At 72.9% G+C, this 24,000-nt stretch carries 19 protein-coding genes and 2 rRNA genes; 16 read left to right on the top strand and 5 right to left on the bottom strand.

Going from position 1 to position 24,000, the window contains the following annotated elements; translation table 11 throughout:
* Positions 1-73, top strand: a 23S ribosomal RNA gene (locus ACIF8S_RS10080); the annotation flags it as partial.
* A gap of 104 nt (positions 74-177) precedes the next feature.
* Positions 178-294: ribosomal RNA gene (gene rrf, locus ACIF8S_RS10075) — 5S ribosomal RNA — on the top strand.
* Between the two features lie 87 nt (positions 295-381).
* On the opposite strand, the gene ACIF8S_RS10070 is transcribed toward rrf, so the two are convergent.
* Positions 382-1,242: a hypothetical protein gene (locus ACIF8S_RS10070; protein WP_399998511.1), complete on the bottom strand. Its 861-nt coding sequence runs from the start codon at positions 1,240-1,242 to the stop codon at positions 382-384.
* A 267-nt stretch (positions 1,243-1,509) separates the two neighbouring features.
* Here ACIF8S_RS10070 and ACIF8S_RS10065 point away from each other — a divergent pair, with 267 nt between their 5' ends.
* On the top strand, positions 1,510-2,301 hold the full coding sequence (locus ACIF8S_RS10065; RefSeq protein WP_399998509.1) for a hypothetical protein: 792 nt from the start codon (positions 1,510-1,512) through the stop codon (positions 2,299-2,301).
* Between the two features lie 83 nt (positions 2,302-2,384).
* On the opposite strand, the gene ACIF8S_RS10060 is transcribed toward ACIF8S_RS10065, so the two are convergent.
* Positions 2,385-3,674: a DUF1015 domain-containing protein gene (locus ACIF8S_RS10060; RefSeq protein WP_399998461.1), complete on the bottom strand. Its 1,290-nt coding sequence runs from the start codon at positions 3,672-3,674 to the stop codon at positions 2,385-2,387.
* A 72-nt stretch (positions 3,675-3,746) separates the two neighbouring features.
* Here ACIF8S_RS10060 and ACIF8S_RS10055 point away from each other — a divergent pair, with 72 nt between their 5' ends.
* From ACIF8S_RS10055 to ACIF8S_RS10040, 4 genes are all read left to right on the top strand, one after another.
* A complete protein-coding gene (locus ACIF8S_RS10055; RefSeq protein WP_399998460.1) occupies positions 3,747-4,775 on the top strand; it encodes an HAD-IIA family hydrolase in 1,029 nt (342 codons plus the stop codon).
* Between the two features lie 64 nt (positions 4,776-4,839).
* Positions 4,840-5,883, top strand: a complete 1,044-nt coding sequence (locus ACIF8S_RS10050; RefSeq protein WP_349790602.1) for an iron chelate uptake ABC transporter family permease subunit — start codon at positions 4,840-4,842, stop codon at positions 5,881-5,883.
* Positions 5,880-6,917 carry a FecCD family ABC transporter permease gene (locus tag ACIF8S_RS10045; protein WP_399998459.1) on the top strand — a complete coding sequence of 346 codons (1,038 nt, stop codon included), beginning with the start codon at positions 5,880-5,882 and terminating at the stop codon, positions 6,915-6,917. Before ACIF8S_RS10050 ends, ACIF8S_RS10045 begins: the two co-directional genes overlap by 4 nt.
* A complete protein-coding gene (locus tag ACIF8S_RS10040; RefSeq protein WP_399998457.1) occupies positions 6,914-7,774 on the top strand; it encodes an ABC transporter ATP-binding protein in 861 nt (286 codons plus the stop codon). Before ACIF8S_RS10045 ends, ACIF8S_RS10040 begins: the two co-directional genes overlap by 4 nt.
* A 69-nt stretch (positions 7,775-7,843) precedes the next feature.
* Here ACIF8S_RS10040 and ACIF8S_RS10035 read toward each other — a convergent pair whose 3' ends face one another.
* The gene (locus ACIF8S_RS10035) at positions 7,844-8,191 is read right to left on the bottom strand and encodes a sterol-binding protein (protein ID WP_399998456.1); all 348 of its coding nucleotides are present in this window, start codon (positions 8,189-8,191) and stop codon (positions 7,844-7,846) included.
* A 42-nt stretch (positions 8,192-8,233) separates the two neighbouring features.
* Here ACIF8S_RS10035 and ACIF8S_RS10030 point away from each other — a divergent pair, with 42 nt between their 5' ends.
* The 5 genes from ACIF8S_RS10030 to ACIF8S_RS10010 all read left to right on the top strand — a co-directional run bounded on the left by ACIF8S_RS10030 (position 8,234) and on the right by ACIF8S_RS10010 (position 13,544).
* Positions 8,234-8,560 (top strand): hypothetical protein, encoded by a 327-nt coding sequence (locus tag ACIF8S_RS10030; RefSeq protein ID WP_399998455.1) that lies wholly within the window; start codon positions 8,234-8,236, stop codon positions 8,558-8,560.
* A 7-nt stretch (positions 8,561-8,567) separates the two neighbouring features.
* Positions 8,568-9,383 carry a TlyA family RNA methyltransferase gene (locus ACIF8S_RS10025; RefSeq protein WP_399998454.1) on the top strand — a complete coding sequence of 272 codons (816 nt, stop codon included), beginning with the start codon at positions 8,568-8,570 and terminating at the stop codon, positions 9,381-9,383.
* A complete protein-coding gene (locus ACIF8S_RS10020) occupies positions 9,380-10,285 on the top strand; it encodes an NAD kinase (RefSeq protein WP_006132518.1) in 906 nt (301 codons plus the stop codon). Before ACIF8S_RS10025 ends, ACIF8S_RS10020 begins: the two co-directional genes overlap by 4 nt.
* 169 nt (positions 10,286-10,454) lie before the next feature.
* Complete coding sequence (recN, locus tag ACIF8S_RS10015) at positions 10,455-12,197, top strand: DNA repair protein RecN (RefSeq protein ID WP_399998453.1); 1,743 nt, start codon at positions 10,455-10,457, stop codon at positions 12,195-12,197.
* Between the two features lie 207 nt (positions 12,198-12,404).
* On the top strand, positions 12,405-13,544 hold the full coding sequence (locus tag ACIF8S_RS10010; protein WP_399998452.1) for a glycosyltransferase family 4 protein: 1,140 nt from the start codon (positions 12,405-12,407) through the stop codon (positions 13,542-13,544).
* A gap of 24 nt (positions 13,545-13,568) precedes the next feature.
* Here the strand turns inward: ACIF8S_RS10010 and ACIF8S_RS10005 are convergent, their stop codons facing one another.
* Both ACIF8S_RS10005 and ACIF8S_RS10000 read right to left on the bottom strand, forming a co-directional pair.
* Positions 13,569-15,200 (bottom strand): PucR family transcriptional regulator, encoded by a 1,632-nt coding sequence (locus ACIF8S_RS10005; protein ID WP_399998450.1) that lies wholly within the window; start codon positions 15,198-15,200, stop codon positions 13,569-13,571.
* A gap of 159 nt (positions 15,201-15,359) precedes the next feature.
* A complete protein-coding gene (locus tag ACIF8S_RS10000; protein ID WP_399998508.1) occupies positions 15,360-17,162 on the bottom strand; it encodes a glycoside hydrolase family 15 protein in 1,803 nt (600 codons plus the stop codon).
* 463 nt (positions 17,163-17,625) lie between these two features.
* On the opposite strand from ACIF8S_RS10000, the gene ACIF8S_RS09995 reads away from it, so the two are divergent.
* The 4 genes from ACIF8S_RS09995 to ald all read left to right on the top strand — a co-directional run bounded on the left by ACIF8S_RS09995 (position 17,626) and on the right by ald (position 23,604).
* On the top strand, positions 17,626-19,293 hold the full coding sequence (locus ACIF8S_RS09995) for a CTP synthase (RefSeq protein WP_349790610.1): 1,668 nt from the start codon (positions 17,626-17,628) through the stop codon (positions 19,291-19,293).
* 104 nt (positions 19,294-19,397) lie between these two features.
* Entirely contained in the window at positions 19,398-20,024 is a 627-nt protein-coding gene (locus ACIF8S_RS09990) for an NUDIX domain-containing protein (protein ID WP_399998448.1), read from the top strand.
* Positions 20,025-20,285: 261 nt separating this feature from the next.
* Positions 20,286-22,343, top strand: coding sequence for a tetratricopeptide repeat protein (locus tag ACIF8S_RS09985; RefSeq protein ID WP_399998447.1), 2,058 nt, complete (start codon positions 20,286-20,288; stop codon positions 22,341-22,343).
* A gap of 136 nt (positions 22,344-22,479) precedes the next feature.
* A complete protein-coding gene (gene ald / locus ACIF8S_RS09980; protein ID WP_024885297.1) occupies positions 22,480-23,604 on the top strand; it encodes an alanine dehydrogenase in 1,125 nt (374 codons plus the stop codon).
* Positions 23,605-24,000 lie beyond the last annotated feature (396 nt).

Here is a 24,000-nt window from a genome sequence, read left to right as displayed (position 1 = left end):
GTTGATAGGCCGGATATGGAAGCACGGTAACGTGTGGAGTTGACCGGTACTAATAGGCCGAGGGCTTGTCCTCAGTTGCTCGCGTCCACTGTGTTAGTTCTGAGACAACGACCGTTGTCGGCTTTGAGCAGAACAAACAAAAGAAAAGTGTGCTTGTTCGCTCGAAACCATTAGGGTTTCGGTGGTCATAGCGTAGGGGAAACGCCCGGTTACATTTCGAACCCGGAAGCTAAGCCTTACAGCGCCGATGGTACTGCAGGGGGGACCCTGTGGGAGAGTAGGACGCCGCCGAACAATCTTTGGAAGGGACCCCTGGTCACCAGCGTTCAGCTGGGACCAGGGGTCCTTTTGTATTTATGCTTGCAGTACCTAAGACAGGAGTTACCGATGGCCACCAACTCTCCCGAGGACCGACCGGAGCGCGACCAGCGGCGACGGGACAGTGGTGACCGCTCGGACCGCCCCGACCGTGGCGGCCAGCGCGGAGGCCCCCGTCGCGACAACGACCGCGACCGCGGCTTCCGCAGGGACGGTGACCGCCCCGCGTTCCGTCGCGACGACCGTGACCGGGACCGTGACCGCAGCGGCGGCCGGCCCGAGCGTGGCGGCTTCCGCGGCCGGGACGACAACCGGGGGGGTGAGCGCGGCGGTTACCGGGGTCGCAGCGATGACCGCAGGGACGACCGGCGTGACGACCGCAGGGACGACCGGCGTGACGGCGACCGCGGTGGCTACCGGGGCCGCAGCGACGACCGTGGTGACCGTGGCGGCTTCCGCCGTGACGACAACCGTGGTGACCGTGGCGGCTTCCGCCGTGACGACAACCGAGGCGACCGTGGCGGCTTCCGGCGTGACGACCGTCCGGAGCGCGACAACCGCGGTGACCGTGGCGGCTTCCGCCGCGATGACAACCGCGGTGGCGGTGGCGGCTTCCGTCGCGAGGACGACCGCGGTGACCGCGGGGGCTTGCGCCGTGACGACGACCGTGGGTACGGCCGGCGTGACGATCGGGGCGGTGACCGTGACCGTGGAGGCTACCGGGGCCGCAGTGACGACCGTGGTGACCGTGGCGGCTTCCGGCGTGACGACCGTCCGGAGCGCGACAACCGTGGCGACCGTGGTGGTTTCCGCCGCGATGACAACCGCGGCGACAACCGCGGTGACCGCGGGGGCTTCCGTCGCGACGACGACCGTGGATACGGACGCCGCGACGACCGAGGCCGTGACGACCGTGGCGGCCACCGGCGCAACGACAGTCGCAACGACAGTCGCACCGACAGCCGTCCGGGCGACCGTACCGACAGCCGCGGTGACCGTGGTGGCTTCCGTCGCGAGGACAGCCGTGGCGGGGACCGGGGCGGTTACCGGGGCCGTGACGACCGGGGCCGTGGGCCGCGGCGGGACGACCGGGGCGGCCGTCCCGGCGGGTTCCGCGGGCGTGACGACCGCCAGGGCGGCGGCGGCCGGTTCCGTGACGACCGTGACCGTGACCGCGAGCCCATCAAGCGGCTGCCGATCCCCGAGGACGTCACCGGCGAGGAGATCGACAAGGACGTACGGCAGGAGCTGCAGAGCCTGCCCAAGACGCTCGCCGAGGACGTCGCCAAGAACCTGGTGATGGTCGCCCGGCTGATCGACGAGGAGCCCGAGCGCGCCTACGCCTACTCGCGGGTGGCCCTGCGTCTCGCCTCGCGCGTGGCCGCCGTACGGGAGGCCGCCGGATTCGCCGCGTACGCGACGCAGAAGTACGGCGAGGCCCTCGCCGAGTTCCGGGCGGCGCGGCGGATGACCGGGACCGTGGAGCTGTGGCCGCTGATGGCGGACTGCGAGCGCGGGCTCGGACGGCCGGAGAAGGCCCTCGACATGGCCGGCGCCCCCGAGGTGCAGAAGCTGGACAAGGCCGGGCAGGTCGAGATGCGGCTCGTCGCGGCCGGCGCCCGGCGCGACATGGGGCAGCTGGACGCGGCGATCGTCACCCTGCAGAGCTCCGAGCTGGCGTCGAACTCCGTGCAGCCGTGGACCGCGCGTCTGCGGTACGCCTACGCCGACGCGCTGCTCGCGGCCGGCCGTGAGGGCGAGGCGCGCGAGTGGTTCGCCAAGGCCGTCGAGGCCGACCGCGACGGCAGCACGGACGCCTCCGACCGGCTGGCCGAGCTGGACGGCGTGGAGTTCACGGACGCCTTCGTCGAGGACGAGGGCGAGGACGACGACGCCGGCGACGAGGACGTCGACGTGGCCGCGGACGACACCGACGGTGCCGAGCAGGACGAGAAGGGCGAGCGCGGCGACGACAAGCACTGACGTCCGCAGGGCGGGACGCAGCGGAACGTAGGTGAAAGGGGCGGGTCCCGGCCGGGACCCGCCCCTTTCGTGTACCCGGACGCTCAGAGGTCGAGCGCGCGCAGCACCAGACCCGACGCCGGCTTCGGGCCGAACGACGTCGACTTGCGGGGCATCGTCACCCCCTGGCGGGCCAGGTCCCGGACCACGTCCTCGTGCACCGGGTGCATCAGGACCGCCGTGCCGCCGTCGCGTTCCGCCTTCTTCACCGTGGCCGCCGTGTCGTGGATGTACGCGATGTGCGCGGGGGAGTCGGGGACCCGCCACACGTGGTCGAGGAGCGTGGCGTGCAGGATCGTCGCGTCGAGGGTGCGCCAGGCCTCCGGGCGGTCCGCCGGGACCGTACGGTCCAGCAGACCCGGGTCCGGGCGGTCGACGAGGTGGAAGGCGCCGTCCCCGGCGAGGAGGTACGCGTTGCCCGTCGCGGCCGACTCGGCGAGCGCGTCCATGGCCTTCGGCAGTGGCAGGTCCAGGCGGCGGACGCGGAACCGGCCGTCGAGTGCGGCCAGGGCCTCGGTGACCGTCAGGTCGTGCAGCAGGCGGTGGATGGCGCGGACCCGCAGCGGATAGCGGGCCGTGTCGACGAGGAGGACCAGGCCGTGGTCCCACGGGCCGGGGGAAGGGTGTTCCGCGCGCAGCCGCCGGTAGGTCGCCCAGCGGTGGTGACCGTCGGCGATGAGGGCCTGGTGGGCGGAGAGTTCACCGCTCACCACGGCAAGGTCGGCGGGGGCGGTGACGGACCACAGGCGGTGGTGGACGCCGTCCTCGGTGGTGGTCGCCAGCAGCGGCGGCTGCTCGGCCGTGCGTTCGATGAGGTCGGCCGTGGCGGTCGCCGTGCCGTCGCCCCGGTAGGTGAGCAGCAGCGGTTCGAGGTTCGCCGAGGTGGCCCGCATCAGGTCCGCGCGGTCGGCCACGATGTGCGGCATGACGTCCTCGTGCGGCAGCACCAGGTGCTCGTCCGGGTCGGAGACGCGCAGGGCGCCGATGACGCCGCGCTGCACCAGGCCGTCGCCGTCGCGCTGCTCGTAGACGTACAGGCCGGGCTCGGGGTCGGTGGTCAGAACGCCCTCGGCGCGCCAGCGGCGGAGCGTCTCGGCGGCCTGGGCGTTGCGCTCCTCGGGGGTGGCGGCCTCGGGCAGGATCAGCCGGACGATGTTGTACGGGTCGGCGGACTGGAGGTGGTGCAGGCCGTCGGGGCGGACCACGACGTCGTAGGGCGGGGATGTCACGGCGGCCAGGCTGCCGACCCGGTCGGGGTCGTAACGAAGGCCTCGGAACGGGGTGAGTTCCAGGCCTCGGGGCGCCGTTGCCTTCGAGTGACCTGCAGTGTTCATCCCGGCATCGTACGGGTGTCGGTGCGATGGGGGATGATCGGGGGAAAGCCGTCGAACGAGGAGCGATGCGGAATGAGCCGGAGCGTCAGGACGAGGCCCGAGGGCAGTGGGCAGGCCCTGAGCGAGGCGTACGACACGGCGCTGCTCGACCTCGACGGAGTGGTGTACGCGGGCGGTGAGGCCATCGAGCACGCGGTCCCCTCGCTCGCCACGGCACGCGACGGCGGCATGCGGCTCGCCTACGTGACCAACAACGCGCTGCGCACGCCCGATGCCGTGGCCGCGCACCTGACCGAGCTGGGCATACCGGCCGAGGCCGGTGACGTCATCACCTCGGCGCAGGCGGTGGCGCGGCTCGTCGCCGAGCAGGTGCCGCAGGGCTCCCGGGTCCTGGTGGTCGGCGGTGAGGGCCTGCGGGTGGCGCTGCGCGAGCGGGGTCTCGAGCCGGTGGAGTCGGCGGACGACGAGCCGGTGGCGGTGGTGCAGGGGTACGGCGGACCGGAGCTGGCGTGGGGGCGGTTCGCCGAGGCGAGCTACGCCGTCGCGCGCGGGCTGCCGTGGTTCGCGTCCAACACCGACCTGACGATTCCCAGCGGCCGGGGCATCGCGCCGGGCAACGGCGCGGCGGTGGAGGTCGTGCGGATCGCCACCGGTGCCGAGCCGCAGGTGGCGGGCAAGCCGTTGCCGCCGATGCACCGGGAGACGATCCTGCGTACCGGCGCCGAGCGGCCGCTGGTGGTGGGGGACCGGCTGGACACGGACATCGAGGGCGCGTTCAACGGCGGGGTGGACTCGCTGCTGGTGCTCACCGGGGTGACCGACGGGGCGCAGCTTCTGGCGGCGCCGCCGCGGCATCGGCCGACGTACGTGGACGCCGATCTGCGGGGGCTGCTCACCGGTCAGCCCGAGGTCGTCGCGGTGGACGGCGGTTTCCGGTGCGGCGGCTGGACGGCGGCGGCCGGGACCGGACGGCTGGAGCTGGACGGCGACGGCGAGGCCGTGGACGGGCTGCGGGCGCTGTGCGCGGCGGCCTGGACGTCGGCGGGTGAGGACGCGTGCGGGCTGGACGCGGGGAAGGCGCTGGCCCGGCTGGGTCTGTGACGCCCCGCCGGAAGGGCGGTCCCGGGGATCGTGATCGAACTGGAGGGTAGGCTAACCTAACCGGGTGTTGGTCGAGAGTCCCCCCGAACAGCGCGCGGAGACCGCCCCCGCGCCCCCGAACCGCCGGGCGATACGCGCCGTCGGTCTGCTCGTCTCGCTCGCGCTGCTAGTGCTCGTCGCGCTGGCGAGCATCGCGGTCGGGGCGAAGGAACTGTCGCTGGAGCAGGTCTGGCACGGGCTGTTCCACGCGTCGGGCACCTACACCGACACCGTCGTGTCCGACCGGCTGTCCCGCACCCTGCTGGGCCTGCTCGCCGGCGCCGCGCTGGGGCTCGCCGGGGCGGTGCTGCAGGCGCTGACCCGCAACCCGCTGGCCGACCCGGGACTCCTCGGCCTCAACGCGGGTGCCTCCGCCGCGGTCGTCACCGCCATCACCTTCTTCGGCGTCACCTCGCTGTCCGGGTACGTGTGGTTCGCGTTCTGCGGGGCGGCCGCCGTCGGGGCGGTGGTGTGGTTCCTCGGCGGCCGCCGGGGCGCGACCCCGGTGCGGCTGGTGCTCGCCGGAACCGCCATCAGCGCCGCGCTCTACGGCTATCTCCAGGCCATCATGATCCTCGACGACGCCGCGCTCGGCCGGATGCGCTTCTGGACGGTCGGCTCGCTCGCCTCCGGCAGCCCCGAGGCAGTCAAGCAGGTGGTGCCGTTCCTGGTCGTCGGCAGCCTGCTGGCGCTGGCGCTCGCCCGGCCGCTGAACGCCATGGCCATGGGTGACGACACCGCCAAGGCACTCGGCGCCGATCTGAACCGCACCCGGGCGCTGTCCATGCTGGTCGCGACCATGCTCAGCGGAGCCGCGACCGCCGCGTGCGGGCCGATCGTCTTCGTCGGCCTGATGGTGCCGCACGTCGTGCGTTCCTTCACCGGACCGGACCAGCGCTGGATCCTGCCGTACGCGGCGATCCTGTCGCCGGTGCTGCTGCTCGGCGCCGATGTGCTCGGCCGGATCGTGGCCCGGCCCGCCGAGCTTCAGGTGGGCATCGTCACCGCGATCATCGGCGGCCCGGTCTTCATCTTTCTCGTACGACGGCGGAGGACGGCCCAGCTGTGAAGACCAACCGTGCGGTGCGCGTTCCCGGCGGCCTCTCGGTCCGGCTGGACGTGCGTGCCTTCACCGTCGTCGTGCTCCTGCTGCTGCTGGCGCTCGGCGCGAGCGTGCTGCTCATCGGCACCGGCGACTTCCCGATGTCCGCCTCCGACGTGCTGACCACCCTCGTCGGCCAGGGCGACGCCGGGCAGGAGTTCATCGTCACCGAGTTGCGGCTGCCCCGGGTCCTGGTGGGACTCCTGGTCGGCGCCTCGCTCGGGCTCGGCGGCGCGCTGTTCCAGTCCATCTCCCGCAACCCGCTGGGCAGCCCGGACGTGCTGGGTCTCGGGCAGGGCGCCACGGCCGGCGCGCTCACCGTCATCGTGCTGTTCTCCGGCAGCGCCAACCAGGTGGCCCTCGGCGCGCTGGCAGGCGGACTGATCACCGGCACCGCCATCTACGTCCTCGCCTGGAAGCGCGGCGTGCACGGGTACCGGCTGGTGCTGGTCGGCATCGGCGTCTCCGCGATCGTCACGGCCGTCAACGGCTACCTGCTCACCAAGTCCGACATCGTCGACGCGGCGCGCGCCGTCGTCTGGATGACCGGGTCCCTCGACGGGCGGGACTGGGACCAGGTGTGGCCGCTGCTCGCGCTGTGCGCCGTCCTCGTCCCCGTGGTCCTCGCCAACTCCCGGGCGCTGCGCATGACGGAGATGGGCGACGACGTCTCCAACGCCCTCGGGGTGCGCGTGGAACGCCTCCGGCTGGTGCTGATGCTGTCCGCGGTGCTGCTCACCGCGTCGGCGACCGCCGCCGCCGGACCGGTCAGCTTCGTCGCGCTCACCGCGCCGCAGCTCGCCCGGCGCCTGACCCGCTCGCCCGGCCCCAACCTCGTGGCCGCCATGTGCATGGGTGCCGCCCTGCTGGTCCTCGCCGACTTCGTCTCCCAGCGGGCGTTCGGCGCCGAACAGCTGCCCGTGGGCGTCGTCACCGGCGTGCTCGGCGGTGTCTACCTGCTGTGGCTGCTGGTCACCGAGCGCAGGGCGGGCCGGCTATGAGCCCCGCCGGTCCCGACCGCAGCGAGCCGAACCCCCGAAGGAGCCCCGTGAACCGCCTGTCCGCCGAGAACGTCACCCTGGCCTACGACCAGCGGGTCATCGCCGAACAGCTGTCCGTGGAGATACCGGACAACTCCTTCACCGTCGTCGTCGGGCCCAACGCCTGCGGCAAGTCCACCCTGCTGCGTGCCCTGTCCCGGATGCTCAAGCCGTCCGAGGGACGGGTGCTGCTGGACGGGCAGGCCATCCACTCGATGCCCGCCAAGAAGGTCGCCCGCACCCTGGGCCTGCTGCCGCAGTCGTCCATCGCGCCCGAGGGCATCACCGTGGGCGATCTGGTGGGCCGCGGCCGCTACCCGCACCAGAGCCTGCTGCGCCAGTGGTCCGCCGAGGACGAGCGGGTCGTCCAGGAGTCGATGGCCCACACCGGCGTCGCCGACCTCGCGGAACGCTACGTCGACGAGCTCTCCGGAGGGCAGCGGCAGCGGGTGTGGATCGCGATGGCCCTCGCCCAGCAGACGCCGCTGCTGCTGCTCGACGAGCCGACCACCTTCCTGGACATCCAGCACCAGATCGACGTGCTGGACCTGTGCGCGGACCTGCACGAGCAGGGGCGCACCCTGGTCGCCGTCCTGCACGACCTCAACCACGCCGCCCGGTACGCGACCCACCTCATCGCGCTGCGGGCCGGCCGGGTGGTCGCCCAGGGCGCGCCGAAGGACATCGTCACCGCGGAACTGGTGGAGGAGGTCTTCGGGCTGCGCTGTCAGGTCATCGACGACCCCGAGACGGGAACCCCGCTGGTGGTGCCGGCCGCCCGCGCGTCCCGGGTGAAGACGGAGGCCACGAAGGTCTGAGAAGACCAGGAGGGTCCGAGCGGAGGCCACCACGGTCCGAGCGGGGCCACGAAGGGCCCGGGACGGGTGCTAGAGCAGCTTCCTGAGCGTGAACAGGTCGCGCAGCCCCGCCTCCAGCCGTACCCGGCCCGACCCCCACGCGCGGGCGAAGTGCAGCTCGCCGTCGACCAGGGCCACCAGGTCGTCGCCCTTCATCGCGAGCCGTATCTGCGCCTTCTCGCGCGGCGGCCCGGGGACGGTGTCGCGCACCTCGATCCGGCCGCCGGTGAGCCGGCCCGCGAAGGTCACGTCCAGGTCCGTGATGTGGCAGCTGACCGACCGGTCCATCGACGCCGCCGCGCGGACGTCCCCCTCGGCGCTCCCCATGCTGTCCGAAAGCTTGTCGAGTGCGGCACGGCACTCCTCGATCGTGGCCATCGCGCACGACGGTACCGCAGCCGTTCGCGGTAGCGTCGGGGCATGAACGACGCAGTGCCGCAGGTGGCGGACACGGAGCCGGACGCCGAGGCCCCGGGGGACGGGCAGCACGGCCCCGCCGAGCCGGAGCGGGCCGCGCCGCCACCGCAGGACGACGGCCCCGCCGGTCCCGCACCCCTGGGCGTGCCGCGCGCCCCCACCGGACGCGCGGAGATCGACGCCCACGTGGAGCGGCTGGCCGACGCCGACCACCTCACCACCGACGGCCACCTCGAGGTGTACGAGGATGTACACCGGGGGCTGCGCGACGCGCTCACCGCGCTCGACACCCACCCGGGGCCCCCGCCGGCACAAGGACACAGGAGCTGAACCGAACGTGGCAGGAGTCGCACGCCGCCGTCTCGACGCGGAGCTGGTCCGCCGTAAGCTGGCGCGCTCGCGCGAGCACGCCAGCCAGCTGATCGCCGCCGGGCGGGTCAGCGTGGGCAGGACGGTGGCCACCAAGCCCGCCACCCAGGTGGAGACCGCGGCCGCCATCGTGGTCGCCGAGGACGCGGGCGACCCGGACTATGTCTCGCGCGGCGGTCACAAACTGGCCGGTGCCCTGGACGCCTTCGTGCCGCAGGGGCTGGTCGTCGAGGGCCGGCGGGCGCTCGACGCCGGCGCCTCCACGGGCGGTTTCACCGATGTGCTGCTGCGGGCCGGGGCCGCGCACGTGGTCGCGGTCGACGTCGGATACGGCCAACTCGCGTGGCCTCTGCAGAAAGATGAACGTGTGACCGTCAAGGACCGTACAAACGTACGGGAGTTGACGCTCGAGGTCATCGATGGGAAGCCAGTGGATCTTGTCGTGGGGGACCTGTCGTTCATCCCGCTCGGCCTGGTGCTGCCCGCTCTGAAGCGGTGCGTGACGCCGGACGCCGATCTGGTGATGATGGTGAAACCGCAGTTCGAGGTGGGCAAGGAGCGGCTGGGCAGCGGCGGTGTCGTGCGCAGCCCGCAGCTGCGCGCCGAGGCCGTCCGAGGGGTGGCCGCCAGGGCCTGGGAGCTGGGACTCGGGGCGAAGGGCGTGACGGCGAGTCCGCTGCCCGGACCCTCGGGGAATGTCGAATACTTCCTGTGGCTGCGGGCCGGGGCACCGGAACTGGACCCGGCCGATGTTGACCGTGCTGTGGCGGAGGGGCCGCGTTGACGCAGAACCGAGCTCGTACTGTTTTCCTGCTGGCCCACACGGGGCGCGCCGCGGCCATCCGCAGCGCCGAACTGGTGGTCAAGGGCCTGCTGCGGTCGGGGCTGGGGGTGCGGGTCCTGGAGGAGGAGGCCCGCGACCTGCCGCTCCCGGACGACGTGGAGACGGTCAAGGAGGCCACCCCGCAGTGCCTGGACGACTGCGAGCTGCTGATCGTCCTCGGCGGTGACGGCACGCTGCTGCGCGGCGCCGAGTTCGCCCGCGCCTCCGGGGTGCCGATGCTCGGCGTCAACCTCGGCAGCGTGGGCTTCCTCGCCGAGGCCGAGCGGGACGACCTGGAGAAGGTCGTCGACCGGGTGGTGAGCCGGGCGTACGAGGTCGAGGAGCGGATGACCGTCGACGTCGTGGTCCACCGCAACGGCGACATCGTGCACACCGACTGGGCGCTGAACGAGGCGGCCGTGCAGAAGGTGTCCGCCGAGCGGATGCTGGAGGTCGTCCTGGAGATCGACGGGCGGCCGGTGACCGGCTTCGGCTGCGACGGCATCGTGTGCGCCACGCCCACCGGGTCCACCGCGTACGCGTTCTCCGCGGGCGGGCCCGTGGTGTGGCCGGAGGTCGAGGCGCTGCTGATGGTGCCGATCAGCGCGCACGCGTTGTTCGCCAAGCCGCTGGTGACCTCGCCGAACTCGGTGCTGGCGGTGGAGGTGCTGCCGCACGTGCCGCCGGGGGTGCTGTGGTGCGACGGGCGGCGGACCGTCGAGCTGCCCGCGGGGGCTCGGGTGGAGGTGCGGCGGGGGGCTGTGCCGGTCAGGCTGGCTCGCCTGCACCACGCTTCGTTCACCGACCGGCTGGTCGCGAAGTTCGCCTTGCCCGTGTCCGGGTGGCGGGGGGCGCCGCAGTAGCCGTCACCGAAGGGGTGGTGTCCCGACGTGGGCGGCTGCGGGTGGATCGTGGCTTGTCGCGCCCGCGCGGCGGAGCCGCATGTCGGCACAGCCCCGCGCCCCTGCAGGAGGGGGACACTCCCGTGGGTGACAAAGGCGGGGCGGTCGCATCCCGCAGCGTCGACCTCGTATGGTCGTGTCCGTGCTAGAGGAGATGCGGATACGGTCGCTCGGTGTCATCGACGATGCCGTCGTCGAGCTGTCGCCAGGCTTCACCGCCGTCACCGGTGAGACGGGTGCGGGCAAGACCATGGTGGTCACCAGCCTGGGCCTGCTGCTGGGCGGACGCGCGGATGCGGCGCTGGTGCGGATCGGCGCGCGCAACGCCGTGGTCGAGGGACGGATCGCCGTGCCCGAGGGCTCGGCGGCCGTCGTGCGCGCCGAGGAGGCCGGGGCCGAGCTCGACGAGGGGACGCTGCTGGTCAGCCGTACCGTCTCGGCCGAGGGGCGGTCACGGGCGCATCTGGGCGGGCGGAGCGTGCCGGTGGGGCTGCTGGCCGAGCTCGCCGACGACCTGGTGGCCGTGCACGGGCAGAGCGACCAGCAGGGGCTGCTGAAGCTGTCCCGGCAGCGGCAGGCGCTCGACCGGTACGCGGGCTACGCGGTCGCCGTGCCGCTCGGCAAGTACACGGAGGCGTACAAGCGGCTGCGGGCCGTCACCGCCGAGCTCGAGGAGATCACCACCCGTGCGCGGGAGCGGGCCCAGGAGGCCGACATGCTGCGCTTCGGGCTGGAGGAGATCGCCGCCGTCGAGCCCCGCGCGGGCGAGGACACGGAGCTCGCGGAGGAGGCCGGGCGGCTCGGTCACGCAGAGGCGCTGGCGTCGGCCGCCGCGGTCGCGCACGCCGCGCTCGCGGGCAATCCGGAGGACCCCGAGGGCGTCGACGCCGGGACGCTCGTCGCGGGCGCCCAGCGGGCCCTGGAGGCCGTGCGGGCGCACGACCCGGCGCTGGCCGCGCTGACCGACCGCATCGGCGAGATCGGCATCCTGCTGCGGGACGTGGCGGGCGAGCTGGCCGGTTACGCCGACGACCTGGACGCCGATCCGCTGCGGCTGGCGGCGGTCGAGGAACGGCGGGCGGCGCTCACCGCGCTGACCCGCAAGTACGGCGAGGACGTCGCCGAGGTGCTGGCCTGGGCGGAGCGGAGCGCCGCGCGGCTCACCGACCTGGAGGGCGACGACGAGCGGATCGGGGAGCTGACCGCCGAGCGTGACGGGCTGCGCGCCGAACTGGGCGTGCTGGCGCAGGAGTTGTCGGAGGCCCGGGCGGAGGCGGCGGAGCGGTTCGCGGCGGCCGTGACGGAGGAGCTGGCGTCGCTCGCCATGCCGCACGCGCGCGTGTCGTTCGACATCCGGCAGACCGAGGACTCCGAGGGCGTCGAGGTGAACGGGCGCACGGTGGCGTACGGGCCGTCGGGGGTGGACGAGGTGGAGCTGCTGCTGGCTCCGCACCCCGGGGCGCCGCCCCGGCCGATCGCCAAGGGCGCCTCGGGCGGTGAGCTGTCGCGCGTGATGCTGGCCGTGGAGGTCGTGTTCGCGGGGACCGACCCGGTGCCGACGTACCTCTTCGACGAGGTGGACGCCGGCGTCGGCGGCAAGGCGGCGGTGGAGATCGGCCGGCGCCTCGCCCGTCTGGCGAGGAAGGCCCAGGTCGTGGTCGTCACGCATCTGCCGCAGGTGGCCGCGTTCGCCGACCGGCAGCTGCTGGTGGAGAAGACCAACGACGGCTCGGTGACCCGGTCCGGCGTGAAGGTGCTCGAAGGTGAGGACCGGGTGCGGGAGTTGTCCCGGATGCTGGCCGGCCAGGAGGACTCGGAGACGGCCCGGGCGCACGCGGAGGAGCTGCTGGCGGCGGCCCGCGCGGACGGCTAGCCCCACCGGAAGGCAAAGTTCCGTCATCCGTACGGGTGATGTGGCGTCCCGTGTGGACACAGGCGTGCGCCCGCGCGTTTCCCGGAACGGCCGTGTGTCCTGGCATGCTTGACGGAGTACGCGGAGGACGCCGCGCGGTACACCCCTCCGCGGGATCCTTCGGTACGTTCGTCGTGACCGTCCGACCCGAACCAGGAGCCCGGCCACGTGACCCCCGTGAGCAGCCACGCATCGCACGGCCAGTCGTCGCTGCGCACCGTGCAGGTGCTGGGCGGCGGCAACGCCGCCAGCGGCGCGCACGTGCGCTCGCTGGCCGCGGGGCTCGTCGCGCGGGGCGTGCGGGTCACCGTGTGCGCCCCCGCGGAGGCCGACCACGCCTACGACTTCACCGGGGTCGGGGCCGAGCACGTGCACGTGCCCCGCAGCAGCGACCCGGGGTCGGTGGCCGCCCTGCGTGCCGCCTGCTCGGGCGCCGACCTGGTCCACGCGCACGGGCTGCACGCCTCGTTCCGTGCCGCCCTGGCGCTCAGCGGGCGGCACACCCCCTTCGTCGTCACCTGGCACGACCGGGCGCACGCCGAAGGCCCGCGCGCCCATTTCCTGCGTGTGCTGGAACGGCGGGTCGTCCGCGCGGCCACCGTGGTGCTGGGGACGACCTCGGCGCTGGTGGACCGGGCCCGCCGTTCGGGAGCGCGTGACGCGCGGCTGGCCGCGGTGTCCCTGCCCGGCCTCCGCAGCGTGCCGGCGCCGGACGAGGCCGACCGGCTGCGGCCGAAGGTGCGGGCCGAACTCGGTGCCGTGGACCGCCCGTTGATCATCGCGGTCGGTTCCCTGGAACGGCACCGCGGCTACGACGACCTGCTGGACGCCGCCCACGCCTGGCGTCTCCTGGAGCCGGTGCCGCTGGTGGTGATCGCGGGGGAGGGGTCGCTGCACGGCGAACTGCGGCGCCGGATCGAGGACGAGGAACTGCCGGTCCTGCTGGCCGGCCCGCGCGAGGACGTCCCCGACCTGCTCGCCGCGGCCGACGTGGCGGTGCTGCCGAGCCGCCGGGAGGAGGCGCGCTCGCCGTTCGCCCAGGAGGCCCTGCACGCGCGCGTACCGCTGGTCGCCACCCGGGTGGGCGGTGTCCCCGAACTCGTCGGCGACGCCGCCGAGCTCGTGCCCCGGGGCAACCCGCGGGCGCTCGCCGACGCCGTGACCCGCCTGCTGGAGGACCCCGGACGGCGCGCGCTGCTGGCGGAGCGGGGCCCCGGGCAGGCCGCGACCTGGCCGACCGAGGACCAGACGGTCGCCCAGGTGCTCAGCGTCTACGACGAGCTGACCCGGCCCCGGCCGCTGCCCTGACCCTCGCGGACAGCGCCCGGTGGGTCAGGGCACGTGCCGCCGCGCCCGCAGGGCCAGGCTCAACGTCAGCACCGTCTGCGGGTCGTCGAGGTCCGTGCCCAGCAACTCCCCGATGCGGGCCAGCCGGTTGTAGAGCGTCTGCCGGTTCAGGTGCAGCTCCCGCGCCGTCTCCGCCTTGCGCCCGGCGTGCGCCAGATACGTCTCCAGCGTGGGCAGCAGCGCGGGCCGCGAGCGCCGGTCGTGCTGCAGGACCGGACCGATCGCCCGGTCCACGAAGTCCGCCAGGTCCGGATGGTCGCGCAGCCGCCACAGCAGCAGGTCGATGTCCAGCCGCCGTGCGTCGTACCAGGGGCGCTCGGGCAGGCCCTGTGCCGCCGTCGCCGTCTCCACCGCGTGCCGCAGCCCGGTCGGCACCGCCGCCCAGCCGCCGGCCGGGCCGACCACCACCACCGGCGGCCGCCCGCCCGGCCTGAGCATCCCCGCGCGCTCAACACCGGCGCGCAGCGCGGCCGCCACCCGGTCCGCGGCGGCCGGACGGTCCGCCTCGGCGCGCAGCCCGAGCAGCAGCGGCACACGCCCCTCGACCGGCCGCACACCGAGCAGCACGGGCACGCCGACCGACGACAGTTCCTCGCCCACCGCGCGGGCCAGCACCGCCCAGCCGCCGCTCTGCGGCGACAGCGTGTCGCCGAGCCGCATGACGACCGGGAGCAGAGGCCCCCGGCCCGGCTTGAAGCCCAGGACGCGGGCCTGCGCGGGCGCGTCCTCGGCGGTGATCCGGCCCTCGGCGAGGTCGGTGAGGAAGTCACCGCGGCCCCGCGCCGCCAGCTCCTCCTCCTGGCGTGCCTGCATCAACACCACGGCGAGGATGCCCGCGGCCCGCTCGGCCGCCATCCGGTGCACCGGCTCCGGCGCGCTGCGCACCGGCAGCAGCGCCAGGCGCGCGCGGACACCGCCGCTGCCGGGGCCGCCACCGGGCACGTCCACGAGGACCGAGCCGGCCGGCGGATCGTCCCGCTGCCGGTCGCGCAGCCCCTCCCACACCTGCAGCGGATCCGCGCCCTCGGGGCCCTCGCCGGCCGCGTACAGCAGCTGCCCGTCGGTGGTCTCCAGGAACACGGGGTTGCCGGTGAACCCGGCGAGGATCTCCAGGACCTGGGGCACGCCCCCGCCGCCGAGGAGCGCCTCGGTGCAGCGGCGGTGCACCTCCTCCGCGCGCTGCAGCAGCGCGTAGTGCCCGTTGACGATCTCGGTGTGGATCTCCTCGGTGACCGTCACGAACGGCACCTCGCGGTGCAGCTGGACCAGCGGCAGCCCGGCGGCGCGGGCCGCGTCGACCAGGGCGGCGGGCAGCCGGGTGAAGCGCGGGCCGAGCTCGACGACCAGGGCCGCGATGCCCCGGTCCGCCAGCGTGCGCACGAAGGCCCGCTGGTCGGCCGGGCGGGTACCGAGCCCGTACCCGGTGGTCAGCAGGAGTTCGCCGCCCTTGAGCAGGGAGGCGATGTTGGGCACCTCACCGGCGTGCACCCAGCGCACCGTGCGCCCCAGCCGCTCGGCGCCGGCGAGGACCTCCGGGAGGCCGCCGCGCAGGCCGGGGAGTTCCAGGGCGCGCTGCACGGTGATGCCCGAGGGCGGGGGTGTACGGGGGGTGCTCATGCAGCGGACGGTACCCGGGGGTGTGTCCCGGGCACACGTCCGGCCTGCACATATTCCTCACGAACGGTGCCGGCGGCGGCCCCGCACCAGCTTGCGCGCCCGCTCACGCACCGGCCGGCGCCCCCGCCCCCGGTCCGGCCCAGGGGGCGGGCGTCCGCGTCAGCCCCCGTACGCCCCCGACGCCGTCAGGCGCAGGGCCGTGTCGATGAGCGGGACGTGGCTGAAGGCCTGCGGGAAGTTGCCCACCTGGCGCTGCAGGCGCGGGTCCCACTCCTCCGCCAGCAGACCGAGGTCGTTGCGCAGCGAGAGCAGCTTCTCGAACAGCTTCCGCGCCTCGTCCACCCGGCCGATCATCGCCAGGTCGTCGGCCATCCAGAACGAGCAGGCGAGGAACGCGCCCTCGTCGCCCGGCAGGCCGTCCACGCCCTCGTCCACGCCCTCGGTCGGGTAGCGCAGGATGAAGCCGTCGGACGTGGACAGCTCGCGCTGGATCGCCTCGACGGTGCCGATGACCCGCTTGTCGTCCGGCGGCAGGAATCCCACCTGGGGGATCAGCAGCAGGGCCGCGTCCAGCTCCTTGGAGCCGTAGGACTGCGTGAACGTGTTGCGTTCCTTGTCGTAGCCCTTCTCGCACACGTCCCGGTGGATGTCGTCGCGCAGCTGCTTCCACTCCTCCAGCGGGCCGTCGGCGTCGCCGGACTCGATGAGCTTGATGGTGCGGTCGACGGCGACCCAGGCCATCACCTTGGAGTGCACGAAGTGGCGGCGCGGCCCGCGCACCTCCCAGATGCCCTCGTCCGGCTCCTGCCAGTGCTTCTCCAGGTACTGGATCAGCTTGAGCTGGAGCAGCGAGGCGTAGTCGTTGCGCGCGAGACCGGTCATGTGGGCGAGGTGCAGGGCCTCGGTGACCTCGCCGTACACGTCCAGCTGGAGCTGGTGCGCCGCGCCGTTGCCCACCCGGACGGGGGCGGAGGCCTCGTAGCCGGGCAGCCAGTCCAGCTCCGCCTCGCCGAGCTCGCGCTCGCCGGCGATGCCGTACATGATCTGCAGGTTCTCCGGGTCGCCCGCGACCGCGCGCAGCAGCCACTCGCGCCAGGCGCGGGCCTCCTCGCGGTAGCCGGTGCGCAGCAGCGAGGACAGGGTGATCGCCGCGTCCCGCAGCCAGGTGTAGCGGTAGTCCCAGTTGCGGACGCCGCCGATGTCCTCGGGCAGCGAGGTGGTGGGCGCGGCGACGATGCCGCCGGTCGGCGCGTACGTCAGCGCCTTGAGCGTGATCAGGGAGCGGATCACGGCCTCGCGGTAGGGACCGTGGTACGTACAGTGCTCGACCCACTCGCGCCAGAAGTCCTCGGTGGCCTCAAGGGACTGCTCCGGCTCCGGCAGCGCCGGGGGCTGCTTGTGGGACGGTTCCCAGGAGATGGCGAAGGCGACCCGGTCACCCGGCGCGACGGTGAAGTCCGAGTACGTGGTCAGGTCCTCGCCGTAGGTCTCGGCGGACGTGTCGAACCACACGGAGTCCGGGCCGGCCACGGCGACCGTACGGCCCTCGTGGCGGTGCACCCAGGGCACCACACGGCCGTAGGAGAAGCGCATCCGCAGCGCCGAGCGCATGGGGACCCGGCCCGAGACGCCCTCCACGATGCGGATCAGCTGCGGGGCGCCGTCGCGCGGGGGCATGAAATCCGTCACGCGGACCGTGCCGCGTGGGGTGTCCCACTCGGATTCCAGGATCAGCGAGTCGCCGCGGTAGCTCCGCCGCGTCGCCGCGGGCGGCCGGGAGTCCTCGGCGTAGGCCGGCCCCAGCCGCCAGAAGCCGTGTTCCTCGGTTCCCAGCAGCCCGGCGAAGATGGCGTGCGAGTCGAAGCGCGGCAGGCACAGCCAGTCGACCGTGCCGTCCCGGCAGACCAGCGCCGCGGTCTGCATGTCTCCGATGAGTGCGTAGTCTTCGATGCGCCCGGCCACGTGCATCTCCAGTCGAACGGCCACGTCACCCCACAAGGGGGCTGTCGCTAGTGCGGTCAAGGGGGGTCTTGCCATGCGTCGTTGAGCTGTGAAGCAAAGCAGTCGCTCAGCCGTGAATGCAAAGCGCCAATCTTTGCTCAACGAACTGTCGAGCTCACGTTGTTCCGGAACTTACGGGCGGGGGTGGTGCCGTTCGGCCGGCCGGGCTCGGCAGCGAGTGTCCGAGCAGGATACGACGCACGTAGATGATCTGTGTGCCGCTCGCGGCAACGCGCCTCCGCCGAACGAGTGGCCCACGGGTGAGGGTTCCATGCGTGATACATGCTGCGTGCCGCCCCGTGCGCGGAGCGTGGCCGTCAGCCGACCCCCCGCGGCGCTGATACGCTGGTAGCCCGTGGACCGGTGGGCGAGAAACCCCGGAACCGCACCCACAGACCGCGACCACGGGAGCCCCCTCTTGGCCATGCCGCCCGCTGCTTTCCGAAACAGCACAGCTTCGACGACCAAGCACATCTTCGTCACCGGGGGTGTCGCCTCCTCTCTCGGCAAGGGGCTGACCGCCTCCAGCCTCGGCATGCTGCTCAAGGCCCGCGGTCTGCGCGTCGTGATGCAGAAGCTCGACCCGTACCTGAACGTCGACCCGGGCACGATGAACCCCTTCCAGCACGGTGAGGTGTTCGTCACCAACGACGGCGCCGAGACCGACCTGGACATCGGCCACTACGAGCGCTTCCTCGACCGCGACCTCGACGGCTCCGCCAACGTCACCACCGGCCAGGTCTACTCCACGGTCATCGCCAAGGAGCGGCGCGGCGAGTACCTGGGCGACACCGTGCAGGTCATCCCGCACATCACCAACGAGATCAAGCACCGCATCCGGCGCATGGCGACCGACGAGGTCGACGTCGTGATCACCGAGGTCGGGGGCACGGTCGGCGACATCGAGTCGCTGCCCTTCCTGGAGACGGTGCGCCAGGTGCGGCACGAGGTCGGCCGCGACAACGTGTTCGTGGTCCACATCTCCCTCCTGCCCTACATCGGCCCCTCCGGTGAGCTGAAGACCAAGCCGACCCAGCACTCGGTGGCGGCGCTGCGCAACATCGGTATCCAGCCGGACGCCATCGTGCTGCGCTGCGACCGCGAGGTGCCCACCGCGATCAAGCGCAAGATCTCGCTGATGTGCGACGTCGACGAGGCCGCCGTGGTCGCCTGCCCCGACGCCCGCTCCATCTACGACATCCCGAAGACGGTGCACGGCGAGGGCCTGGACGCCTACGTGGTCCGCAAGCTGGACCTGCCCTTCCGTGACGTCGACTGGACGACCTGGGACGACCTGCTGGACCGGGTCCACAACCCCGACCACGAGATCACCCTGGCCCTGGTCGGCAAGTACATCGACCTGCCGGACGCCTACCTGTCGGTCACCGAGGCGCTGCGCGCCGGCGGCTTCGCCAACAAGGCCCGGGTGAAGATCAAGTGGGTCACCTCCGACGACTGCAAGACCCCGGCGGGCGCCCAGGCGCAGCTCGGTGACGTCGACGGCATCTGCATCCCCGGCGGCTTCGGCGACCGCGGTGTGCTGGGCAAGGTCGGCGCGATCAAGTTCGCCCGCGAGAACGGCATCCCGCTGCTGGGCCTCTGCCTCGGCCTGCAGTGCATCGTGATCGAGGCCGCGCGGAGCCTGGCGGACATCTCCGACGCCAACTCCACCGAGTTCGACCCGGCCACCTCCCACCCGGTGATCTCCACCATGGCCGAGCAGCTCGACATCGTCGCCGGTGAGGGCGACATGGGCGGCACCATGCGGCTCGGCATGTACCCGGCCAAGCTGGCCGAGGGCTCCATCGTGCGCGAGGTGTACGACGGCAAGGAGTACGTCGAGGAGCGCCACCGGCACCGCTACGAGGTGAACAACGCCTACCGCGCGGAGCTGGAGAAGAAGGCGGGCCTGGTCTTCTCCGGCACCTCGCCCGACGGCAAGCTCGTCGAGTACGTCGAGTACCCGCGTGACGTCCACCCCTACCTGGTCGCCACCCAGGCGCACCCGGAGCTCCGGTCGCGTCCGACCCGTCCGCACCCGCTCTTCGCGGGACTGGTGAAGGCCGCGGTCGAGCGGAAGATCTCGCAGTAGCACGTCCAGTTGTACGGTTGCCGGGGTGCGAATCTTCAACGGTTCGCGCCCCGGCTGCTTTTCCGCAGGCCACGGCAGGACCGCTTCACTTCGGAAGGACAGGCATGGCGATCAAGGACACTCCGGAGGAGTGGGAGATCCGCGGGACGAAGACCCCCTTCACGGGCAAGAAGACGTCCGTCCGCACGGACGAGGTCGTCATGCCCGGGGGCGCCGTGGTCAGCCGCGACTACCAGGTCCACCCGGGTTCCGTGGCCGTCCTCGCCCTCGACGACGCCGACCGGGTCGTGGTGCTGCGCCAGTACCGGCACCCGGTGCGCCAGAAGCTGTGGGAGATCCCGGCCGGCCTGCTCGACGTCCCCGGCGAGAACCCGCTGCACGCCGCCCAGCGCGAGCTGTACGAGGAGGCGCACGTCAAGGCGGAGGACTGGCGGGTGCTGGCCGACGTCTACACCACGCCCGGCGGCTGCGACGAGGCCGTACGGATCTTCCTCGCCCGCGGGCTGTCGGAGGCCGAGGGTGACCGCTTCGCGGTGGAGGACGAGGAGGCCGACATGGAGCTGTCCCGGGTCCCCGTCGACGAGCTGGTGCGCGGCGTGCTGGCCGGTGACCTGCACAACAACTGCCTGGTGGTGGGCGCGCTGTCCCTGGTCGCCGCCCGCGCCGGTGACGGCCTGGACGCCCTGCGCCCGGCGGAGGCGCCGTGGCCGGCCCGGCCGTTCGAGGCGTGACGCCGCTCGTGGCATGACGCCGTCCCGCCGCCGAAGCCGTCCCGCCGTCGAAGTTGTCCGGGGCCGAAGCCGGCCGAGGCGTGAAGCGGACCGATGGGCGCCGGGGGTGTAACTCCTACGATCTGTTGATCCGATCGAGGGAGTCTCGTCCTCCGCGCCGCGCTCCTCACGGAACGTCGCAGAGCGTGAACTAGGCTCTGGAAAACGCCCGAACCGGAGACCCGGCGGGCTTGCGCGTGCGGTGGGACGGGAGTGTGGCCCGTGACGGATCAGGCGGTGGACCCGGACGGTGTGCGGCTCCCTCGGGACGCTGCCCCGGAAGGTCGATTCCTGGGCCGTACCAGGGAGTTGAAGGAGCTGCTCGCCGACATCGAGCGAGCGGGACTCGACACCCTCTCGGGCCGCAAGGCCCCCCGCGCACGGGTGCTCCTCATCGCGGGCCGGCCCGGCTCCGGCCGGTCGGCCCTCGCCGAGGAACTGGTCCGCCGGGTCACCGGCCGTTACCCCGACGGGGTACTGCGCGTCCGGCTCAGCGACCCCGACGGCACACCCGTACCGGTCGGGCGCGCCGCACGCGAACTGCTCGAGGCGCTGGACGAGCCCGCCCCCGCCGGCGCCCCCGAGGACGAGCTCGGCGAGGCGCTGCGCATCGCCCTGGCCGACCGCCGCGCGGTGCTGCTGCTCGACGACGCCGCCGACGCCGGACAGGTCGACGCCCTGCTCCCGGACAACCCCGACTGCCTCGCCGTCACCGTCTCCTCGGGTCCGCTCACCGGTATCGCCGACGTCCGCCCCTGCACCCTGGGCGGCCTCGACACCAAGTCCGGCGTGGAACTGCTGTCCCGCTTCACCGGTTCCGTGCGCATCACCGTCGACCCGCGCGCCGCCGAGCGCCTCGCCGAGCAGTGCCAGGGCCAGCCGGCCGCGCTGGTGCTGGCCGGCGGCTGGCTCGCGGCCCGGCCCAAGGCCGCCGTCGCCGACCTCGCCAAGCAGCTGCACACCGATCCCGGTACCGAGCCCGTCGTCGGCCGGCTGCTGCGCCTGGTGCACGACTCGCTGCCGCAGGCTGCCGCCCGCACCCTGCGCCTGCTTTCCCTCGCCCCGGCCGGACTGGCCGACCCGCACACCGCCGCCGCGCTCACCGGCTGCTCGGTGGAGGCCGCCCACACCACCCTGGACGACTTCGCCGCCCACGGCCTGCTGCACTCGGTGGGCTCCTCCGTGCCGCAGTACCGCGTGCCCGGCTGCCTGCACGGCGAGCTGGGCCGGCTCGCCGCCGACCACGAGCGGCCCGCCGAGCTGCAGCTGGCGCGCGCCCGCATGCTGGAGCGCACGGTGCGCCTGCTCCAGTCCTGCCGCGCGATCACCGAGACCGACAGTCCCGAGGCCCGCGAGAGACTCCTCGCCCTGCCGCCCCCGCTGCGCTTCCCCACCCCCCGCGCCGCCGCCGACTGGCTGCGGCTGCGCCGGCCCGCCCTGCTGGCCTGCGCCCGGCTCGCGGTCGCCGACGGGGAGCTGGACACCCTGGCCCGGCGGCTGATGTCCCAGCTGGTGCGGGCCATGGTCGCCCACTTCGGCACCCGGGCCGCCGCCGGCGACCTCTACGACATCCACAACCTGGTCCTCGACGTGGCCGAGCGCCGGGACCTCCCCCGGGAGCGCGCCGCCGCCCTGCTGAACCTCGGCGACCTCGACGCGCGGACCGGCCGTACGGCGGAGGCGCTGGTGAGGTACCGGGCGGCGCTGGACGCCGGACGCGAGGCGAACGACCCGTACGCCACCGGCCGCGCGATGGAATCCGTAGGCGGCGCGCACCTGGACCTCGGGGACTACGACCGGGCGGCGGACTGGTTCGGCCGCGCCCTCGCCGAGCGGCTGGCCCGCGGCGAGGGCCCCGAGGCCGCCCGGCTCTACGGACGCATCGGCGCCGCCCACACCTACGCGGGCCGCTACGGCGAGGCGCTGCGCGACTGGCGCGCGGCCGTCGCCGGGCACCGCCGGGACGGCGACGTGGCCGCGCAGGCGCGGGCGTTGAGCGAACTGGCCCGGGTGCAGGAGTACGCGGGCCGGCTGGAGGAGTCGCTGCGCACCTGCCGGGAGGCCGTGGAGTGGGCGCGCCGGGCCGAGGACACCCGGCTGCAGGCCGCGCTGCACCTGCGTCTGGCCGACTCCTTCGAACGGCTCGGCGACCCCGCCTCCGCCGCGCTGCACCGCACCACGGCGGAGCACATGCTGGCCGAAGAGGCCCCGGAGAGCGACTCCGAGCCGGAACACGGCGCTAACGCCTGCGAAATCCGTAGCACTTCCGCAGAAGATTGATGCAATGGAAGGCTAGACAGCAGGAACACCTTCATTAGACTGGCTCTGCCGCACCATCTCCTGCGGTCTCTCCCGGTGTGCCCGTGCGTGCCCGGGTATGTGTAGTGATATCCCCATACCCTCTGAGCCAAGGACCGTGATCCACGTGAAGGTCGGCATCCCCCGCGAGGTCAAGAACAACGAGTTCCGGGTGGCCATCACCCCCGCCGGCGTGCACGAGCTCGTGCGCCACGGCCACCAGGTCGTCATCGAGCGCGGCGCCGGTGTCGGCTCCTCGATCCCGGACGGCGAGTACATCGCCGCGGGCGGGCAGATCCTGGACACCGCCGACGAGGTCTGGGCCGCCGCCGACCTGCTGCTGAAGGTGAAGGAGCCGGTCGCGGAGGAGTACCACCGTCTGCGCAAGGACCAGACCCTCTTCACCTACCTGCACCTGGCCGCGTCCAAGGAGTGCACGGACGCCCTCCTGGAGTCCGGCACCACCGCCATCGCCTACGAGACCGTCGAGCTGCCCAGCCGGGCGCTGCCGCTGCTCGCCCCGATGTCCGAGGTCGCGGGCCGGCTGTCCACCCAGGTCGGTGCCTACCACCTGATGCGCGCCCACGGCGGCCGCGGTGTGCTGCCCGGCGGCGTCCCCGGTGTGCTGGCCGGCCGCGCGGTCGTCATCGGCGCCGGCGTCTCCGGCTGGAACGCCGCGCAGATCGCCATCGGCATGGGCTTCCACGTGACCCTGCTCGACAAGGACATCAACAAGCTCAAGGAGGCCGACAAGGTCTTCGGCACGCGCATCCAGACCGTCGTCTCCAACGCCTTCGAGCTGGAGAAGGCCTGCCTGGAGGCCGACCTCGTGATCGGCGCGGTGCTGGTCCCCGGCGCGAAGGCGCCCAAGCTGGTCACCAACGAGCTGGTCTCCCGGATGAAGGCCGGAAGTGTCCTTGTCGACATCGCGATCGACCAGGGCGGCTGCTTCGAGGACTCCCGCCCCACCACGCACGCCGAGCCGACCTTCAAGGTCCACGAGTCGGTCTTCTACTGCGTCGCCAACATGCCCGGCGCGGTGCCCAACACCTCGACCTACGCGCTCACCAACGCCACGCTGCCGTACATCGTCGAACTCGCCAACCGCGGCTGGGTGGAGGCGCTGCGCCGGGACCCGGCGCTCGCCAAGGGTCTCAACACGCATGACGGCAAGGTCGTTTACCGCGAGGTCGCCGAGGCGCACGGACTGGAGCACGTGGAGCTCGCCTCGCTGCTCGGCTGAACCGTCCAGGACGGTAAGCGGGACGGTAAGTCGACCAAGTCACGGACTCGCAAAGGCGATACGTCAACTTCGGACGTCAACGCCTCGCACCAGGCCGGACCTTGCGCGCCAAGGTCCGGCCGGATGTGTGTATGGTCACGTCCTGGTTCAGGGGCAACTCGCCTCGAACGTAACTGTTCTACCGATTCGCACACCCGTGAAACCTGCCGTGCGACGGCCGTACGCCCTTGACAGAGGGGTGTTTCATTACCGACACATCGTGCCGGGTCCGGCGGATTGTGTTGCTGCGGACGGCCGACACGCCATAGAGTCGCCAACCGTCGGCATGGTGCCACGCTGACCTGTCTAGAAGTTTCCTGGTCACCAAGGAGGTAAGACGACTTGTGAATGAGTCGA

The organism is Streptomyces sp. NPDC085937, assembly GCF_044540535.1.
Lineage (GTDB): Bacteria > Actinomycetota > Actinomycetes > Streptomycetales > Streptomycetaceae > Streptomyces.
This window is presented reverse-complemented; position numbering and strand designations above follow the sequence as displayed.

Coding starts and splice junctions, on each gene's coding strand:
- ACIF8S_RS10030 (WP_399998455.1), top strand. CDS start 8,234: ATGAACGACGCAGTGCCGCAGGTGGCGGACACGGAGCCGGACGCCGAG.
- ACIF8S_RS10005 (WP_399998450.1), bottom strand. CDS start 15,200: ATGAGCACCCCCCGTACACCCCCGCCCTCGGGCATCACCGTGCAGCGC.
- ACIF8S_RS10040 (WP_399998457.1), top strand. CDS start 6,914: ATGAGCCCCGCCGGTCCCGACCGCAGCGAGCCGAACCCCCGAAGGAGC.
- ACIF8S_RS09990 (WP_399998448.1), top strand. CDS start 19,398: ATGGCGATCAAGGACACTCCGGAGGAGTGGGAGATCCGCGGGACGAAG.
- ACIF8S_RS10035 (WP_399998456.1), bottom strand. CDS start 8,191: ATGGCCACGATCGAGGAGTGCCGTGCCGCACTCGACAAGCTTTCGGAC.
- ACIF8S_RS09995 (WP_349790610.1), top strand. CDS start 17,626: ATGCCGCCCGCTGCTTTCCGAAACAGCACAGCTTCGACGACCAAGCAC.
- recN (WP_399998453.1), top strand. CDS start 10,455: ATGGTCGTGTCCGTGCTAGAGGAGATGCGGATACGGTCGCTCGGTGTC.
- ACIF8S_RS10055 (WP_399998460.1), top strand. CDS start 3,747: ATGAGCCGGAGCGTCAGGACGAGGCCCGAGGGCAGTGGGCAGGCCCTG.
- ACIF8S_RS10060 (WP_399998461.1), bottom strand. CDS start 3,674: ATGAACACTGCAGGTCACTCGAAGGCAACGGCGCCCCGAGGCCTGGAA.